We start from the raw sequence: 18,756 nt of genomic DNA, 5'->3' as shown, positions 1-18,756 counted from the left end.
ATCCGGAACAAGTTCGTTCAACGGTATATACTTGATATATAACTTAACAGCATTGGGGTCAGACCCCCGCCACGTTACAGTCTCCTTCTCAAAAAGAGGATTTTTATTACTGAAAGAGGGTTTTTGAATTACAGCATACCTATCTTTTTAATCCTATCTTTTTTGGGAAACGCTTTTACTTACTCTTGCACGATATAAACGTCAAACCCTGCATTACTTGCTTGATCAGCAAGTGCTTGAGCATTGCCTCTGTCGCTAAATGCACCGATTTGAACTTTATAAAGGCCGCCTTCGTGCACGATAAAGTTATCAAATCCTGCTTCTGTTGCTTGATCGGCTAATTGCGCGGCATTTTCGCGTTCACTAAATGCCCCAATTTGAACTTTATAAAGCGTGGGTGGACCTTGGTTTTCGATACCTGCTTTAAAATTATCCCATGTTGGCAATAGCTTTCTTGGACAATATTTACCACTCCAATGGCTATGGGAAACAACATTACCTAATGAAATATTATTCGTGCTCATCAACTGATTGATAAGCCATTGCGCATTTTCTGTCGCCCTATTGAAGTTACCATCACTATTCTCGCAAATTTCAATTCCAATAGACCTGGTATTACCACTGCCAGAGCCATCACCTGCATGCCAACCTTGCTGAAAGTCTTCAAGCGTTTGCCATATTTCCGTGTCATCTACAGTGTAATGCCAACTAGCTTGTCGGCCACCACTGCCATTATGCAGATAATTTTTATGCATTTCAGCATTTGCTCCATGTGACGTATTAGCCGTATTGTGAACGGTAATATAAAGTGGTGTCATTGTACGCCCCGGAACATTTGAAGCGTTTTGTGGCAGAATAGCTCTTCTAATTTGAACCATTATTGATCATCTCCTTCACAATATAATCTACGTTCTATAAAAATGCCTGTACATTATAAACAACCAAAAAATAGTAGACATATATAACCGTCAAGTGAAAATGATTTTTACGCACATTTGGTGAATAAACTAGTATCCATGAGTTTAAAAGTAAGTGTAAAATAATAGGAAACGGGGTTCGTCCATGCGATCAACTTCTTAGAAATCAAATCGGGGGGTTATGCGATGATCCTGAACAAAAATTGAAGGTGAGCATGGATGCTTGTTTATCATATTAGAGGGCAGTGTTTCGTCTGTTGAGTGATCAGCATTGAACGGTCATGCTACTGTGAGTAGACAGTTTGAGATCACAATGAAAGAAATAATTATGAACATTACCATGATTTCTTATTACATGATCTATTTTTTATGAAGCCGATTGACGGAGAAATGATGGTTAACGACGTTTATGAAGTACGTAATTTTCATGATGAAAAAGAGTGGAGGTTTATTCCCGAATTTAATACAGTAGATACCGAACTACCTATGGTTATTGATAAACTGCTTCTTAAAACCCACATTCGGCAGGTGAAAAAATAAATAAAAACAATTTTAAAAGAAAGAAGGTTTTCCCCTATTTTCCTCGAAATTAGTAGTAACAACTAAAAAACGGGGGAAACAGGATGAATCCAAAAGATGAGATTAAGATGCTCTCTTCAGGACCTTCTCAACTTATATCTGCCATTTGCGATGAAATAGGTTTTGAGAAGCTCATTAACAAACAGTTGGAGTGGGATGAAATTCGTTGTAATCTATCGCCTGGTGCGCGTTTAAAAGCACTGGTTATCAATATTCTCTCTGATCGGGAACCTTTGTACCAGGTGTCGCAATTTTTTGAAGATCAAGATGTGGAAATGTTGTTTGGTTCTGATGTAGAAGCCTCAGATATAAATGAATATGCACTTGGTCGTGCACTGGATGCCTTGCATAAGGCCAACCCTTGGAAGGTGTATATCAACCCTATCCATTTCATCTTGCCGTCAACTCGGCTTACCACTTGGCCCGTTGCATAATGATACGACATCCTACTCCCTTTACGGGGATTACAATACGAAAGAAAAGGTACCAGCATCAGAAAAATCACCGGAGGATTTGGATATCACTTATGGACACAGTAAACAACATCGGCCAGATTTAAAACAGATAGTACTTGGTATGAGCGTAACACCAGAACGTATCCCAATCCTGTCTACGGTTGAAAACGGAAATAAAGATGATAAAACGTGGAATGTGGAATTCATTAAAAAACTTCGTGGCATAATGTCAGAGGAAGAATGGGGACAACTGATTTATCAAGCTGATTCCGCCCTAATCACCACGAATAACCTGCGGGAAATACGAGATAATCTCCAGTTTATCTCCCGGCTCCCAGAAACGTTCAACTTAAGCTCTGAATTAAAAGAAAAGGCATGGCAAAAGGACAATTGGGAAGAAGTTGGTCAATTAAAGCCACAAAAGAAAGCTGCTTCCTATAATCTCCAGTCCTTTACAGAAAAGTTGGATGGTTATATGTACCGCTTCGTTGTAGTCTATTCGGATAAGCTCAATGAACGAAAGGAGAAAACTTTCCTGCGTAAATTGACAAAGGAACATACGAAACTTGAAAAATCAATAGCTGCATTTGAAAATACGGTTTATCATTGTGAGTCAGATGCCTTAGAAGCTTTAGAGAAGTTTAAAAAGGAAAATTCAAGTCATTATTTTCAGTATTCATTCCAGGTTAAGCCCGAGGAACAAATGGAAAAGCGCAAGAAACGGGGACGTCCGAAAAAAGGTGAGACTCCCAAAACCATCACCGTATATCGCGCTCACCTCCAACGGCTGGAGGAAATAGAGGAAGCAATCGAGGAAAAGAAACGTAAATTAAGTACCTTTACCCTCATCACGAACAAATGTGACGATCAAGAGATGACAGACTTGGATATTCTTCAAACCTATAAAGGTCAAGAAGCTGCAGAAACACGTTTTCGTATTTTAAAAAACCCACAGATGATTGATGGATTCTTCCTAAAAAAACCAAGCCGGGTGGCTGCGTTAGGAATCGTTTTTGTGATGGCGCTTCTCGTGTATGGCATTCTGGAAAATCGGGTTAGAGAAAAAATGAAAGAGGAGAAAAACCCGCTCGTCTTGGGTGGAAAACGAAAATTATTCAGACCAACAGGGCAAGTATTATTGAAAGAGCTGCAGAAAATTAAAATCATACACATCCGACAAAACGGAGAGATACTTCGCTTTCTGCCGGATAACATCAATGAACAATGTAAACGAATCCTTGAACTTGCGGGTTATGATATAACGATTTATCTGTCGAAGCAAGGAGAAAAAGTAGAACGTTAAGTGAGAAATGGGGGATTGTGAAAATGAATTGTCGAATATAATGGAATAATAAGGAGTAAAGTCGATTATTTAAGAGTATACAAGAGAAAGATACCATTTTTTAAAAACGCACCTGAAAATTAGGGGAAAGTTTACCCTTCAGGTGCGGAATGTGGAATTTATGGCTACTTCGACAATAATAAAAGTCTTATTCTTACCATTTATTGCTTTTTTTGCTTTGCATTTAATTGAGATGGACAGCACTATAGGGAAGATAATTATCTTGCAGGCAGGCATGCCAACTTTTTTGCTTGCAACAGTATTATTTAGCCGGTATACAAAATCTGATGATTTGGGAGTGGTAAATATAATTATAACTTCTGCCATATCCTTACTTTCCATACCACTGTTAATTATTGTATCTATTAATTATTTATAAAGAACCTCTCGGTAATAAGATGGAATATAAAGAAGAGGGGGTTCCCCTTACTAGGGGGCGGAGATGCCACCTTTATGTATGTCTTGCAGCACAAACTTCTACCCGTGTTCGACAGCCACTAGGTAAATATTAATCCCTCAATTCCTTGACATACAAGGGATTGAGGGATTAAAAGGGCATGCTTATCGTATTACTAGCTCTTCCAGGATTTCCGGCGGCAGATCTACCCCAACTTTTTGAAACACTTCCTTCTGCTTTAGCTGTTGGCGTTGTTGTGCGGTAGAGATCCCTGATTACCGCCATTGAAATGTGCCACCAGTGACATAGTTTTTACAATCAAAATCCAAAGATTTTATTCAATAATCACTTTGTATAAATAATGAGCACACCGCCGGGTGTGACATTATTTAGATGAAGGTGTTTTTTTATTATTCATTATCGAAAGATACTGGAATTATACGATGAGGGAATCAGTTTTAGAGGTATTAGTGCAAGTATGAGCAAAAGGGATATCATACGATTAGCTGACAAGCAGGGATTAGTCTGTACTGGCGGTATAACACCAATTATCGTACAGCATAATCTTAAAACGAGTGTGTAACAAAAACATAATATTGCTCTATTATAAATTATAAAAACATTAAAAATAGTAATAATTATGATTGACTTGAATATAATTATACTATATAATAAATTTTAAAATATTATATAATATTATATACAGACATAGTTAGTTTTGCTTTCAACACTACTATCTTACTCTAAAAAGTAAATATTAATAAAGGAGACACCAAAGTTAAAAAAGTCGGAAAAATTGAAAATCAATACATAACTACATCGAGAAACTTATATACAGAAATTGTAAACGTTATCAATGTAATCAACTAATATAATATCCAACAAAAAATTGAAACACGAGAAAGTGGAATTTTTTAAATTATTGATCATTTCATTTTACAGTAGGATGAATAAGCAAAACATTCACCGTTTCAATTTTTTATACTCAATCACATATCCTTGGAGGGGGTGGTCATTATATGCAGCATGGACGATATATAGTAAATTAGCATATTTTTATGCCACGCAAAATTGCCAAAAATGAAGACTAGACCGTATACCCTTTAAAAAAGAATACAACCACACATATGAAATGAAAATACGAGTCTTTATTAAGGTAACTATGACCTAAGTTACTTTTTGCAACAAATCAAAACGTATTGAGGAAAAAAGATAATTAACCTGAATATATTTAGCCACGAATGGAGGGAACGCTAAATGAAAGTGTATTTTAATAAATTATCAATTTTTTCATTAATAGCTTTACTATTTATTGTAGGTTGTAATACGGAAACCTCAGAGGGTAACACAAATGATGGAGCTGCAGATAATGACAATAGACTGATAATCGGTCAATCTTCGGATGTAGAAACTATGGATCCACAAGCTGTATCAAGTACTACTGCAGATAGACTGTTTAAGAATATGCACGCCTATATGTTTTATTGGGATGAAAATGTGGATTTAAAAAATGGTATCGTTGAAGAATACGAGCAAAAAGACGATGAAACGTGGGTGTTTACTTTAAAAGAAGGGGTAAAATTCCATAATGGTGATCCTTTAACAGCCGAGGATGTACAGTTCTCATTAGAACGAGTGATGGAGGATTCATCATTAAAACAATTTCTCTATTTTAATCAACTTGAAGAAGTAAATGTTTTAGATGAATATGAACTAGAAATTAAAACTGACGGTCCCATGACCACATTATTGACTTTACTGGCCAAAAGCGGATCAGAAATCCTCCCGAAAAACTATATAGATGAATTAGGGATGGATGAATACCAAAATAATCCTATTGGAGCTGGTCCTTATAAATTTGTTGAGTGGCAGAAGGATGCACAAGTTACGCTTGAACCTTATGAAGATTATTATGATGGAGACCCAGAGTGGGACGAAGTGATTTTAAGATCTATACCAGAAAATTCTACGCGCGTTGGTGAGTTAATTAGTGGTGATATTGATATTATTACAGATGTACCACCAAATGAATGGGAAAGGGTTAATGCCGAAACTGATAAAGAGGTAATAGAAGGAGCTACCACCCGTGTAATGCTTTTAATAGTACGTCTAACTGAAGGTATCGTTACATCAGATCCAAAAGTAAGAGAGGCTATTGAATTAGCTATAGATAATAAAGCGATAGTTGATAATCTATTTGACGGTAAAGCTGTACCCGTGCGTAGTAGGGTTCCTGAAAATGTATTTGGATCAGATCCAGATTTATATGACGATTATCTTTATGATGTAGAAAAAGCAAAAGAGTTATTAGAGGAAGCAGGTTATTCTGATGGTATTGAAATAACTATGACTGCTCCGAATGGAAACTATCCACTAGATGGAGAAGTGGCTGAGATGATAGCCGCCATGCTGGGAGAAGTAGGGATAAATGTGAATTTAGAACTACTTGAATCAAGTGCGTTTTCAGAAGTATATAACAATGGTACAAATGAAGAATTACTTATGATTGGTTTAGCTGATGGATTACTAGATGCATCTTACTCACTAACTCACTACACAGAAGATCGTGCTACAGGGCAAACTGATTTTTATAATGAAGAAGCTGAAGACCTTTATTATAGTGCTATAGGTAATAGTGATGAGGAAGAACGTATCGAACAATATCAACGAATTCAACAAATAGCAGCGGAAGAAAGGCCACACATATTCTTGTATCAATTACCAGCATTTTATGGTGTGGATTCCAATGTTGAATTTGAACCAGAAATTTATGAGTATTTTAGATTTGACGATATTACAAAAAAGTAATTTAAACATCATGTCTTAAAAATAAATCTTATAGATGAATTCACCTAACTTTAGAGACTCTCTGGATTTTTTAGAGAGTCTCTAAAAGCCAAATTCCTTTTTTGTAGAATACCTAATAAAGTTTACTTATAAACAGATTCATATGACATTATAACTATCGTAAACTATAGGTTTTGTGTTGTTGGTAATGTGAACACCCTTGCTGGCCAAAGATATTGGGCTAAATAAAGACCTTTCTTTTATTGGCGGATCCTTTATTTTAACTTTTTCTTACGATTCAGTTATTTACCTCCTTACTGGGTATTGCAGATATGGATAGAACAGTTTTAATTAAACGCTTTGTAAATAAAAGTGGTTTGTAAGTAATCAACCTAAAAAACAAGAAAAAATTGAAAATAATAAAAATACATAGCATCACCTAATAACTGAAAAAGCAATAACTATTATATTATGATATTTTCCCCATTCATTTTTTCATATTTCTGGGCACTTATATCATTTATATTAATAAATTGAAAATCGTTCAAAACACTCTACTTAGAATAGGAGGGAATATTTTGAGAAAGTATTTACTTAAAAGATTAATTCAAATGATCCCTGTTTTATTTATTATTACATTTGTTGTCTTTGTTTTAGTGTATATGGCTGGTGATCCTGTCTCATTAATGCTTTCAGAAGGAGCCACTGAAGAGGACCGTGAAGCCATGAGAGAAGCTTTAGGACTAAACCAACCATTTTATGTTCAGTATTTCAATTTTGTAAGCGGATTACTTCAAGGGGATTTTGGAACCTCTTTTCGTTATAATCAAGAGGCTTTGCCTATTGTATTGGAAAGATTGCCTGCTACCTTTCAATTAGCTGGTGTTTCTATGATATTTGCTACTATCATAGCTGTCCCTCTAGGAATCTTTTCTGCTAGGAAACAAAATAGCACATTAGATTTGTTTATTACAGGAGGATCAGTTTTAGGAAAAGCAATGCCAAATTTTTGGTTAGGAATTATTTTGATTTTGATATTTGCAGTAAACTTGCAAATATTTCCTATATCTGGGAAAGGAACGTTTATGCATTTAATATTACCTGCAATTACTTTAGGAACTGGAGTAGCTGCAGAAATGACAAGATTAATCAGATCTAGCATGCTGGAAGTTTTAAATCAAGACTATATTCGCACAGCAAAAAGTAAGGGGTTAAGTGATATTTCTTTAGTTTATAAACATGCATTTAGAAATACTTTAATACCTGTTATTACCATTATGGCATTACAGTTATCTTCGTTGGTAAGTGGCGCATTAATAACGGAGAGTATTTTTGCCTGGCCAGGTGTAGGTCAATTATTGGTACAGGCAATAAATGGGAAAGACATGGCAATTGTTCAAGCCTCCGTATTTGTAATAGCCATACTAGTTATTTTAGTGAACTTAATCACTGACTTGATTTATGTTTTAGTAGATCCAAAAATCGCTTTTAAATAGGGGGGGGGAGATGAGAGTGCCTTTGGAAGTAAACACGACAGAAAACGTAAAATCAAAAGAAACATTTGTTAAAAAGGGAAAATTACTTAGCCTAATGAAACGATTATTAAAAAGTACAACAGGTTTAACAGGAGTAATAATTACTTTAAGTGTGATTTTCATCGCCATATTTGCAAATATGCTTACTCCTTATGACCCAACTGAAATCAATGCAGTAAATGCACTTATACCTCCTGTATGGCAAGACGGCGGATCCTTCCAACATATATTAGGAACAGATAACTTAGGCAGGGATGTTCTAAGCCGGGTTTTGGTAGGATCGCGTATATCATTAATAGTTGGAGTTTTTTCAGTAGTACTGGCTGGTATTATCGGAATGATTATAGGGTTGATATCGGGTTATTATGGAGGCTTAATTGATAATATTTTAATGCGTATAGTCGACTCTTTTTTGTCAATCCCTAGTATTTTATTTGTTTTAGTTCTATTGGCAGTGTTTAATCCAAGTGTTGGCGGTCTTATTGTTGTAATAGGAATAACTAATTGGGTTATGTATGCAAGAATGGCTCGGGGAGAAGTATTGAGTATTAAAGAGCGAGACTTTGTAAAAGCGTCTAAATCAATAGGTACGAAGGATAGTATAATTATTATAAAACATATTTTACCAAATGCGATCCCTTCTTTCATAGTTATATCGGCATTAAGTGTTGCCACTACAATAATATTAGAGTCATCCTTAAGCTTTCTTGGACTGGGCATTCAGCCACCTGATATATCTTGGGGTTCGATGTTGACTGATGGAAGAGATTATATGACTACCCATTGGTGGTTATCTACATTTCCGGGTTTGGCAATTACGATAACAGTTCTTGGAATTATGTTCTTAGGAGATTGGCTCCGCGATGTTTTAGACCCAAAATCCTAATATATTAGTCTAGCTTTAAGATAAATGAGGGAGGAAAAAACATGACGGATAAACTTCTCGATATAAAGAATTTAAGCACCCATTTTTTCACCGAAGATAGTACGATAAAAGCAGTTAATGATGTCTCTATCCATGTAAAAAAAGGAGAAATATTAGGGGTGGTTGGTGAATCTGGCTGTGGGAAAAGTGTTACAACATTATCAGCGCTGCGTTTAATAAATAAACCAGGAAAAACTGTGGCTGGGAAGGCGTTATTTAATGGGGTAGATCTTCTTGAAATACCCGAAAAAGAAATTAGAGAAATAAGAGGCAATAAAATATCTATGATTTTTCAAGAACCTTTGACTTCTTTGAATCCGGTATTTACTATTGGTAACCAAATCTCTGAAACTATCCGTAAACATCAAAAGGTAAATAAGAAGGAAGCTAAAGAAATTAGTATTGAGATGCTTCGAAAAGTTGATATGCCTAACCCAGAAAGACAGTATAATTCTTTTCCTCATTTATTAAGTGGTGGAATGCGTCAAAGAGTTATGATAGCAATGGCTTTATCTTGTAATCCAGAATTGCTAATTGCAGATGAACCAACAACAGCTTTAGATGTCACTATTCAAGCTCAAATATTAAAGTTAATGAAACACTTGAGAAAAAAAATCCAAACTTCTATTATTCTTATCACCCATGACCTAGGTGTTGTTGCTGAAATGTGTGACCGTGTAGTTGTCATGTATGCTGGTGAAGTTGTAGAAGAAAATAATGTTATTAGTTTATTCGAAAACCCTAAACATCCTTATACACAAGGTTTATTAAACAGTACTCCAAAGATCCATCAATCTGATTATAAGTTAGAATCCATAAAAGGAAATGTTCCGCCATCTGATAAAATGCCAACAGGATGTAAATTTCATCCCAGGTGTCCATTCGCAATGGAGATATGTAAATCCAAACCTCCTTTACTAAAACAAAAAGGGGATTCAAAAGTAAGTTGTTGGCTTTATCAAGATAATAATGTAGAAAATAAGATTGGAGAAAAGGTTTAATATGGAAATTACAAAAAAAAACGATGTTTCTACAGATTATTTATTGGAGATTAAAAACTTGAAAGTTCATTTTCCACTTGAAACTAGTTTCATGGGAAAAACCATTCAGAGCTTAAAAGCTGTAGATACAGTAGATCTCCATGTTAAAAAAGGAGAAACACTTGGTATTGTGGGTGAGTCTGGAAGTGGAAAGTCAACAATTGCTAATTCAATTCTTCAATTAATTGAACTTACCGATGGAAAAATTATGTTTGCAGGTAAAAATTTAGCTGCCCTAAACAAAAAGGAAATGCAAAAGGTAAGACTTGATATTCAAATGATATTCCAGGATCCTTTTTCTTCTTTAAATCCTAGGATGAGAGTCTTTGACATCATTGCTGAACCTTTACGTACCCACAATAGGGTAAAGGGCAAAGAACTAACTGAAACGGTGTATGAATTAATTGAGACCGTGGGGCTTGATCGCTCTATTTCCATGAGATACCCGCATGAATTTAGTGGGGGGCAAAGACAAAGAATAGGAATTGCACGCGCCATAGCACTTAAGCCTAAACTGGTTATTTGTGATGAGCCAGTTTCTGCTTTAGATGTTTCTATACAAGCCCAAATTTTAAATTTATTAGTTGAATTGCAAGAAAAGTTTAATTTGACCTTTGTTTTTATAGGTCATGGGATTCCTAGTGTTAAATATGTAAGTGATAGAATAGCGGTGATGTACAGGGGAGAAATTGTAGAAACAACTACCACTGAAAAGTTATTTAATGAAACAAAACACCCTTATACTCAAGGTTTAATTGCAGCAGTGCCCGTACCAGATCCTAATCTTAGAAAAAAAGAGGATGACGTATTAATTGAAAATGACATCCCAGATCAAAGCAGATTACCTAAGGGTTGCAGGTTTTATTCCAGATGTCCATTTGGAACAGAAAAATGTAAAAATGAAAAGCCGTTCCTGAGAGAAATAAAGGATGATCATTTGGTGGCATGCCATTATCCACTAAAATAAATATTTAACTCTAGTTTTTTCGATATAATTTTAATCTTTAATTTTTTAATTGCCTTGCAGTGGATATATACCTCTGTATTAAAGGCAGCTATGATTTATACTACAATGGCTGTTGGCGTAGTATTTAATGATTATAACTAGTCATATGGGATATTCTTCTTCTGTTGCAATTTATATATTTACAAAATTGGTTTGCAAAGTCTGGAGAAAAGATTGGTCTAGGTCAAGATGTTTATAGTGCTCAAGAAGTTTACTTGCAAAAGTTAAATTGTGATCATTATGAAATTTAAATGATGGAAAATGTAAAGAAAATTATTCTGATAGTAAATTGTTTTTCTATTGTTAATCACAACAATTTGCTATTTGGTTGCCCGAAAAGGCACATCTCTTACATTATATATTTTAATATTGGAGGATTGAGATGTGAAAAATAGAAATATAGATTTAAGAAGTGACACTGTAACATTACCTAAGCCTGAAATGATAAAGGCAATAGCCCAAGCTGAGCTAGGTGATGACATTTTAAGAGAAGATCCAACAGTAAAAAAATTAGAAAAAAAGGCAGCCGAAATACTAGGAATGGAAGATGCATTGCTCGTTATTTCCGGAACAATGGCAAATCAGATTGCTTTGATGAGTCTATCTCAAAGAGGAGAAGAGGTTATAATGGGATATAACTCTCATATGTATAACCTGGAGGGAGCAGGAATTGCTACATTATCACAAGTACAAGTAAGACCAATTAATATTATTAATGGTTATTACAATCCGAAAGATATAGAAGATTCAATTTCGGTAGGTGATATTCAAAAACCTAAAACAGCACTAATCTGTATCGAAAATCCTTATAACTTAAATTCTGGAGTAAATATAACAGTAGAAAACATGCGCCAAGTTAAAGAAATAGCAAATAAATATAATATACCTGTTTATTTAGATGGCGCTCGAATTTTTAATGCAGCCGTAGCCATGGATGTAAAACCTGTCGATTTATGTAAACATGTAGATGCAATGCAATTTTGTTTGACAAAGGGACTTGGTTGCCCTCTGGGTTCAATTTTAGCTGGTAATAAAGATTTTATAGAGCAGGCTAGAGTAAATCGTCAGCGTTTAGGCGGGGGAATGAGACAGGCAGGAATAATTGCAGCTCCTGGAATATATGCATTAGATCAAATGATTGAGCGATTAGAACAGGACAATAAAGGTGCGAAGCAATTGGGAAAAGGTATAGCATCAATTCCTGGTATAGAACTTAATCTAGATAGCTTACAAACAAATATAATTTCTTTTTCACTTACAAGTGAGGAGTGGGATGCTGATAGATTAGTTAAATATTTGAATAATAAAAATATCCAAGTAAAGAAAATAGGATCCAGAGAAATACGAATGATTGTACATTATCAAATAACCGAGTCAGATATAGATTATGTTATTTCTATATTTAATCGTCTTTTTAATAACGAAAATTATATCATGATGCATAGCACATAATATGAATAGACCTAACCTAAATTGAATATCCCCATATAATTTAACTAGCTGTATAGAAAGGAAAAGATAGTTTTTTTGAAATGCATGTTATAAAGAATACCTAAAGGTATAAGGGTGGTGAAACGAACAATAAACTGCATATTTTTAATATTTATATATATGGCTTTGATTTTTATGTATATTTAAACAATACATGGTAAATTTCTGTAAATGCTTGACTTAAATAATAAGTAAGTAATTTAAAAGATGTTTCTATAAAATTCAAAAGGAGAGATAGAATGAATGCAGAAGTAGCAGTAATTGGCTTAGGAACAATGGGAAGTATGGCGGCATGGCAACTTTCATCCAGAGGTGTTTCCGTATTAGGCTTTGAGCAATTTGGTATTGGACATGATCGTTCTGCTCACGCTGGTGGGTCCAGGAGATTTACCGTTATTTCAAATGCTACAAAAGAAATTCCTCTAAAAAGAGAATCTTATCGTTTGTTTCGAAATTTAGAGCGAGAAACCGGGCAACAACTGCTATCTAATGGTGGTACTTTAACTATAGGACATCCTGATTCCCCTCGTATTAAAGAGGTCTTGTCAACCATTGAAAAATATAGTTTACCACATGAAATATTAGAAGAAAATGAAGCCATGGAAAGGTATCCAATGCATCGTTTATTACCAGGGGAAATCATGGTATTTGATAAGCTAGGAGGAGTCTTGCGACCAGAGCAAACAGTAATTACTGCTGTAAATAGAGCTCGAAAATTAGGAGCTAAAATCTATTCACATACACCAATAAAAGATATACAATCGGATTCTTCAGGAGTTACGATTGTTTCTGAGAACAACGAAACATTTAGGGTTAATAAAGTAGTAATTACAACTGGTCCATGGGCAAATAAGTTATTTCCTGATTTGAATAAGGTTTTTACTGTGCAAAGAAGGCTCATGACTTGGTTTATACCAGAAACACCTGCTTTGTTTCATGAAAGTAAATTCCCTAATTTCGGGAGAACAAGTGATGGCATCAGTTTGGTAGGTGCACCAAGCATCGATGGACGATTAGTTAGGGTCAATGATCGTACGACTACTCCCGAGAGTGTTGCTAAAGTAGAAATGAAAGATGCTGATGACCTATGTAAAAACGTATCTGTAGATGAACTTGTAAATGTAAAAGAAACAGTGAAAAGATTTCTTCCAAATCTAAATCCAGACCCAGTTAACGCTCAGGCATTTATGGATGGTTTCACAACTGATGGCTTACCAATCGTAGGGTCACTTAATGGAAAAAATAATGTTATTCTAGTTTGTGGTTTCTCCGCTCGAGGATTTTCACAATCCCCGGCTATGGGAGAAATAGCAGCTGATTTAGCTATGAATAATAAACCATCCTACTCCATTGATCACCTTTCGCCGAGAAGGTTCTCTTTATAAGAAGTTTGTTCGAGTATAATTAATCGAATAAACTAGGATAAAGAAGATACCAAGCAATCTGGATATGGTTTTAAGGATTGTAAGTAATATGTGGTCCATATAATCACTAATTATCATTTAACTTCAGTTAGATAAGAGGCTGTTGGGAAAGAATCGGTGCAGAATTATAAGTGGGATCCATATGAAAAGAGGATTAATTATGTAGATCTTCGTTATGATGAAGAAATTTGCAACGTATTTGAGCGTTACATCTAGTTATCTGAGAAATTAATGAAGTTTTCAACTAAACTAAAAATATGGTGTAATTGCGTTAAACTTATTTCAAGACACATATTATTAAAATAAGGCGGGATCAATAGTTTTATTTCTTTCCCGCCTCCCCCTTACCCTGAAAAAGTTAATGCCTCAATGTGGAGAGGTCAATGATCAATATAACTGCAAACTTATTATTGAAAGGAGCATGATGATCATTTTATTATGGAGTTTTAGGAATACTGCCTTTAATCTTTTTTGATTTGATTTTTTATATAAGGTACGAATGGAGTCTGTTTCATTAATGTTCAGGTCTATAGGCTTCCCTTCATACGCTATGTAATCCTCTTGACCAAGCAATTTCTTCCATTTATCGAAAATCGGAGCTCCTGGCAGTTTAAAATGACGCTCAAACTCCTCTTTATTTACTTCTAGATTGGTTCGTAGAGTCCTTTTATTCTTGTATTTACCGTCTTGAAGCACATTAGCTTCTTCATCTCGAGCAAGTTGACAGAAATTAAACAAAGCACTGACTCAGTAAATTTTTATCTTCCTTTGCAGTATAGGTGTGTCTTATAATAGATTATCTGTTCTGGTCGGTTCCCTTTTATTAGACGTTTATCAATTTCCAGAGAGTGCTAGGTGAATACGGAAACAGATAAGAGGAAACGAAACAGACTGGTATTTTGGTCACCATAGGTATAGAGTTCATTACGGAGTATGGTATATTGCAAGTAAGAGGATAATGAAAAAGAAAAGCTTTAAACACATCGAATTAATAATCAAATTATTAATTTAAGTGCGGTTCAGGTAAACATAATAAATATTGAAGAGAAACCATTTATGCGGTTGTTCGTAAATATCGGGATAAAATTAAGAGAGTTAATCATAATAGTTTTCAAATATTGACTTATATGAAGCTAATTTGGAAGGTAGTGATACATTTAAACAAATTGCAAATGAATATCAATTATATGCAAATATAAGGAGTTGAAGGTTCATGGAGATAACAAGGAATAATGCAACCCCTATGTATATTCAAATTGCGGATAATCTGAGGGAAAAGATTTTGACCAATGAGTTAAAACCAGGAGAAAGTTTAGGTACCCAAACCGAATTTGAAAAAACATATGGGGTAAGTACGATTACGATACGACAAGCTTTACAAATATTAACCGAAGAAGGACTGATCATTTCTAGACAAGGTAAGGGGACTTTTGTAAAGCCAAATAAAGTAGAGCAGGAATTAATAGAATTACGTAGCCTTTCAGATATTATAAAGAAAAGCGGTTTTTCACATCAAATCAATATTTTAAAGTTCGAAAAAGTTGATCACTCCATAAATATGAATGATTTAGAAGACAGCTGCTTATATATAGAAAGGTTACACACGGTTAATGAGAAAAATATAGCATTAGCAACTATTTATATACCGTATAAATTAGGTAGTAAATTTACTATTGGAGATTTTGAGAAACATTCTGTGTATCATTTATTAGAAAACCACTATGAGATCAAATTAGGAGAAGCAGTTCAAATTATAGAATCAATTCCGGCAGATTCATTTTTAGCAGATTCATTAAATATAGATGTTGGAACCCCAATTTTAAAAGCAGAAAGAACTACGTTTGATAAAGAAAAAGTACCAGTTGAAAAAATTACTTTTTATTATAGGTATGATGAATTTTCTTTTAAGATACAATTACCAGTAGCAGATCATGGTAATTTATGGATGCCTTGATTAATTGATTATTGTATGCAGCTTTATAGGTTAATGGTTTTTATCATTCTGGTATGTTCCAAGCAGCAGGGTAATAAAACATTGTACATTCCAATAAAAGAAAATGGTTATTGTTTTGGAGTTAATCAAAGAGTCAAAATGCAGGTTGTTTATATCTTTATTAAAGAGTGATCAAAATAATTTAAGAAGTTATCCGAAATATTGCTTATAATAATTACCTCCTGCCCGGATGATTCGCAAGTTAGGCTGAAACTCTGAATAGAAATCAATAATGCAGTATTATTTCTTCTTTGGACTAAGAGATTAGACTCTTTGAATTTATATACTTTTCCCGTGACCAATAAACATGTGACTATGTGATTAAAAAACTTCTTTAAAGGTTTTTTTGCATTAAAGCAGATGAAAATGAAATCCTCTAGACAGTTAGTACCTGTTATCAAAGAGGAAATTTTGAAAGGTTTTACTGAAAAAACATCGTTCGGTACTGCGATGAACAGTGATGTAACCGTTTTATTGAGTTTTATATGACGCTGGTTTTTATCATGAGTAGTAAGTACATAACAGTTAAAAGAACACCGGACCATTTGGTTGATTCTATACTATTATTTCTAATACCAAAGCCTTTTGAAAAAGGTACTTTTCAAGAATCTGATTCAAAATACCTTTAAGGCAGTCTTAAAAAGTTTTGTTTATCGCGATTTAACAGTCACAAGATGGGTGAGTGGGATAATCATTTTAATTTTTAATCTAGTATACTAGAACATCCTAATAAAATATAAAAAGTGAGGGAATTCAAATATGATGCAAAATCCAGATTTACTTAGAAGTCCTGGACCAACTCCTATTCCACATAGCGTACAACTTGCGATGCAGAAGCCAATGATAGGGCGTAGAGGTGAAGAAATAAAGCATTTGTTAAATGAATTAAAACATAAAATAAAATCTGTTTTTGGTACAAAAGAGGATGTCTTGTTTATCTCCGGAAGTGGAACATCCGGGATGGAAGCATCTGTAGTAAATACTTGCTCTAGTAATCAAGAAGTTTTAGTAATTGTTACTGGTGAATTTGGGGAGCGTATGGCTGAAGTTTGTGAGGCTAATCAATTGATTGTTCACCGAATGCATGTTGAATGGGGCAGTTCGGTAAATCCCAATAATGTAAAAGATTTTCTGAAAAAGAATCGACAAATTAAATCAGTCTTTGTTACTTTTTGTGAGACGTCAACTGGGGTATTAAATCCCATATCAGAGATTAGTTCCGTCGTACGTAACTATTCCGATGCGTTAGTTATTGTTGATGGTGTGTCAGCAATTGGCGGGGTGGAAGCTAAAATGGATGAGTGGGGGGTTGATATATTTTTCACAGCCTCCCAAAAAGCTATGATGCTGCCACCAGGGCTATGTTTTATTGCTGTAAGCAGTCGCGCATGGAAAGTAATAGAATCAAATAAACAACCTAGATATTATTTGGATTTAAAAAAATACCGAAATGATTTGATGGTAAACGCAACTCCTTTTACACCCGCAACCTCATTGCTATTTGGATTGAAAGAAGTATTGGCTTTATTTGAAAAGGAAGGATTACAGTATGTTTTTCAAAGACATAAAGTAATGACGGAAATGCTGAGGGGTGCAATAAGATTATTAGGAATGCCCTTACTCGCTACAGACCAGGATGCTTCTCCTACTATTACAACGATATTGACAGAAGGTTTTAATGGAGAGGAATTACGTAAACAATTAAAAGGAAATTTTGGATTAGAAGTAGCAAATGGAATAAATCATCTGAAGGACAAATCTATACGTATAGGGCATATGGGGTACTGTACACCTGCTGATATTTTACAAATTGTTGGCTTGATTGAGATTGAGTTACTTCATTTAGGAATAGAAATAACTCCAGGTCAAGGAGTAGAGGTAGCACAAAAGATTTATTTGGAGCGGTTAAAGGAATATGGGAGGGGAAGTCAACTGGGTTAGGTAATGTTTAATGATATTTTTTGGGCAGGGGCTGCCGTCGATGATTTAACTTTTGTTTATGTTGTGGGTATAGCAGGTGTATTCCTGATTGAAGTTTTAAAAGCCTGGGTGAAGGACAATGGAAAAATAATTTATACAAGAGAGCGTTTGAACAGAAAACAAATAGTATTGTACGATGAAGCAGTTAATGTTTAACTTAAAAGGTAGCGGTATTACCTGGTCTAATAGGCTGATCCAAAAGTTATTATTTTTGGATCAGCCAGTTTTTGGTTGCGTAGCTACAGGTATTCTTTCAAGTAAATTAACATTAAGAATAGTTGAGCAATTTTTTAATAGCTGATATAGGACTGTGAGATATTGACCAGATCATCGGTGCTTTTGTCATGTTTTAGATTATTCTATAGCTTGAATCATAAAACAAAAATAAAATTACCCTGCAAATACTAGATTATAAGTAATTTGCAGGGTAATTTTATTTTACCTATTAAACTCCTGGTTTATAAATTCCCAATATCTAGCAAGCCGATCAACATTTCCTTTGGGCTGTTCACTTAACTCACTCAGTAATTCTACCTCTTTCATTTTCCGTACTGTAGCTATTTCCGATTCGCTCAAAGATAAGTCCTCTGAAACAGTAAATTGCACAGGATGAGTGGGAGTGTCAATGATGCCAAGTAAATAGTCTGTTGAAATTTGAAATGCCTCTGCAATTTTTCGAATGGTTTCCAAAGAAGGTTCATTTCTGCCTTGCTCATAATAGCCATACCCACTGGTAGTCACGTTTAATATTTTTGCCATTTCCTCTTGTTTGTAGCCATTCTCTATGCGTATATCTTTTAAGCGTTCTCTAAAAATCTCCATATTAATTCCCCTTAAAGACCCTCTTTTGAAAAATTATACAATCAGAAGTTGGTAAAACTTTAT

General features: G+C 34.6%; 17 protein-coding genes. 14 read left to right on the top strand and 3 right to left on the bottom strand.

Annotation, left to right across the window (positions count from 1 at the left end):
* Window positions 1-179: 179 nt before the first annotated feature.
* Window positions 180-878 (bottom strand): N-acetylmuramoyl-L-alanine amidase, encoded by a 699-nt coding sequence (locus ACDX78_RS08000; protein WP_486026808.1) that lies wholly within the window; start codon window positions 876-878, stop codon window positions 180-182.
* 408 nt (window positions 879-1,286) lie between these two features.
* Here ACDX78_RS08000 and ACDX78_RS07995 point away from each other — a divergent pair, with 408 nt between their 5' ends.
* From ACDX78_RS07995 to solA, 11 genes are all read left to right on the top strand, one after another.
* The gene (locus ACDX78_RS07995) at window positions 1,287-1,457 is read left to right on the top strand and encodes a hypothetical protein (protein ID WP_486026806.1); all 171 of its coding nucleotides are present in this window, start codon (window positions 1,287-1,289) and stop codon (window positions 1,455-1,457) included.
* 83 nt (window positions 1,458-1,540) lie between these two features.
* Window positions 1,541-1,930: a DUF4277 domain-containing protein gene (locus ACDX78_RS07990; protein WP_486026804.1), complete on the top strand. Its 390-nt coding sequence runs from the start codon at window positions 1,541-1,543 to the stop codon at window positions 1,928-1,930.
* Window positions 1,815-3,254 (top strand): IS1634 family transposase, encoded by a 1,440-nt coding sequence (locus ACDX78_RS07985; protein WP_486026912.1) that lies wholly within the window; start codon window positions 1,815-1,817, stop codon window positions 3,252-3,254. The genes ACDX78_RS07990 and ACDX78_RS07985 overlap by 116 nt, the downstream gene beginning before the upstream one ends.
* A 160-nt stretch (window positions 3,255-3,414) precedes the next feature.
* On the top strand, window positions 3,415-3,672 hold the full coding sequence (locus ACDX78_RS07980; RefSeq protein WP_486026911.1) for a hypothetical protein: 258 nt from the start codon (window positions 3,415-3,417) through the stop codon (window positions 3,670-3,672).
* 1,275 nt (window positions 3,673-4,947) lie between these two features.
* A complete protein-coding gene (locus tag ACDX78_RS07975; RefSeq protein ID WP_486026802.1) occupies window positions 4,948-6,498 on the top strand; it encodes an ABC transporter substrate-binding protein in 1,551 nt (516 codons plus the stop codon).
* 557 nt (window positions 6,499-7,055) lie between these two features.
* The gene (locus ACDX78_RS07970; protein WP_486026800.1) at window positions 7,056-7,973 is read left to right on the top strand and encodes an ABC transporter permease; all 918 of its coding nucleotides are present in this window, start codon (window positions 7,056-7,058) and stop codon (window positions 7,971-7,973) included.
* Between the two features lie 10 nt (window positions 7,974-7,983).
* Window positions 7,984-8,898, top strand: a complete 915-nt coding sequence (locus ACDX78_RS07965) for an ABC transporter permease (RefSeq protein ID WP_486026799.1) — start codon at window positions 7,984-7,986, stop codon at window positions 8,896-8,898.
* A 41-nt stretch (window positions 8,899-8,939) separates the two neighbouring features.
* Window positions 8,940-9,938: an ABC transporter ATP-binding protein gene (locus ACDX78_RS07960; protein WP_486026797.1), complete on the top strand. Its 999-nt coding sequence runs from the start codon at window positions 8,940-8,942 to the stop codon at window positions 9,936-9,938.
* Between the two features lies 1 nt (window position 9,939).
* A complete protein-coding gene (locus ACDX78_RS07955; RefSeq protein WP_486026796.1) occupies window positions 9,940-10,944 on the top strand; it encodes an ABC transporter ATP-binding protein in 1,005 nt (334 codons plus the stop codon).
* Between the two features lie 423 nt (window positions 10,945-11,367).
* A complete protein-coding gene (locus ACDX78_RS07950) occupies window positions 11,368-12,435 on the top strand; it encodes a threonine aldolase family protein (protein WP_486026794.1) in 1,068 nt (355 codons plus the stop codon).
* Between the two features lie 278 nt (window positions 12,436-12,713).
* A complete protein-coding gene (solA, locus tag ACDX78_RS07945) occupies window positions 12,714-13,859 on the top strand; it encodes an N-methyl-L-tryptophan oxidase (RefSeq protein ID WP_486026792.1) in 1,146 nt (381 codons plus the stop codon).
* Window positions 13,860-14,285: 426 nt separating this feature from the next.
* Here solA and ACDX78_RS07940 read toward each other — a convergent pair whose 3' ends face one another.
* Window positions 14,286-14,594: a hypothetical protein gene (locus ACDX78_RS07940; RefSeq protein WP_486026791.1), complete on the bottom strand. Its 309-nt coding sequence runs from the start codon at window positions 14,592-14,594 to the stop codon at window positions 14,286-14,288.
* A 517-nt stretch (window positions 14,595-15,111) separates the two neighbouring features.
* On the opposite strand from ACDX78_RS07940, the gene ACDX78_RS07935 reads away from it, so the two are divergent.
* The 3 genes from ACDX78_RS07935 (at window position 15,112) to ACDX78_RS07925 (ending at window position 18,027) form a co-directional block, all read left to right on the top strand.
* Window positions 15,112-15,852, top strand: a complete 741-nt coding sequence (locus tag ACDX78_RS07935; protein ID WP_486026790.1) for a GntR family transcriptional regulator — start codon at window positions 15,112-15,114, stop codon at window positions 15,850-15,852.
* Window positions 15,853-16,650: 798 nt separating this feature from the next.
* Window positions 16,651-17,832 (top strand): pyridoxal-phosphate-dependent aminotransferase family protein, encoded by a 1,182-nt coding sequence (locus ACDX78_RS07930; protein WP_486026789.1) that lies wholly within the window; start codon window positions 16,651-16,653, stop codon window positions 17,830-17,832.
* 3 nt (window positions 17,833-17,835) lie between these two features.
* A complete protein-coding gene (locus ACDX78_RS07925) occupies window positions 17,836-18,027 on the top strand; it encodes a hypothetical protein (protein WP_486026787.1) in 192 nt (63 codons plus the stop codon).
* Between the two features lie 282 nt (window positions 18,028-18,309).
* Here ACDX78_RS07925 and ACDX78_RS07920 read toward each other — a convergent pair whose 3' ends face one another.
* The gene (locus tag ACDX78_RS07920; RefSeq protein ID WP_486026785.1) at window positions 18,310-18,693 is read right to left on the bottom strand and encodes a helix-turn-helix domain-containing protein; all 384 of its coding nucleotides are present in this window, start codon (window positions 18,691-18,693) and stop codon (window positions 18,310-18,312) included.
* Between the last annotated feature and the right edge of the window lie 63 nt (window positions 18,694-18,756).

The sequence above is a fragment of the Virgibacillus oceani genome (assembly GCF_041521345.1).
GTDB lineage: Bacteria > Bacillota > Bacilli > Bacillales > Amphibacillaceae > Virgibacillus_N > Virgibacillus_N oceani_A.
The sequence above is the reverse complement of the archived record's forward strand: the minus strand, read 5'-3'. Positions and strand labels throughout refer to the sequence as shown.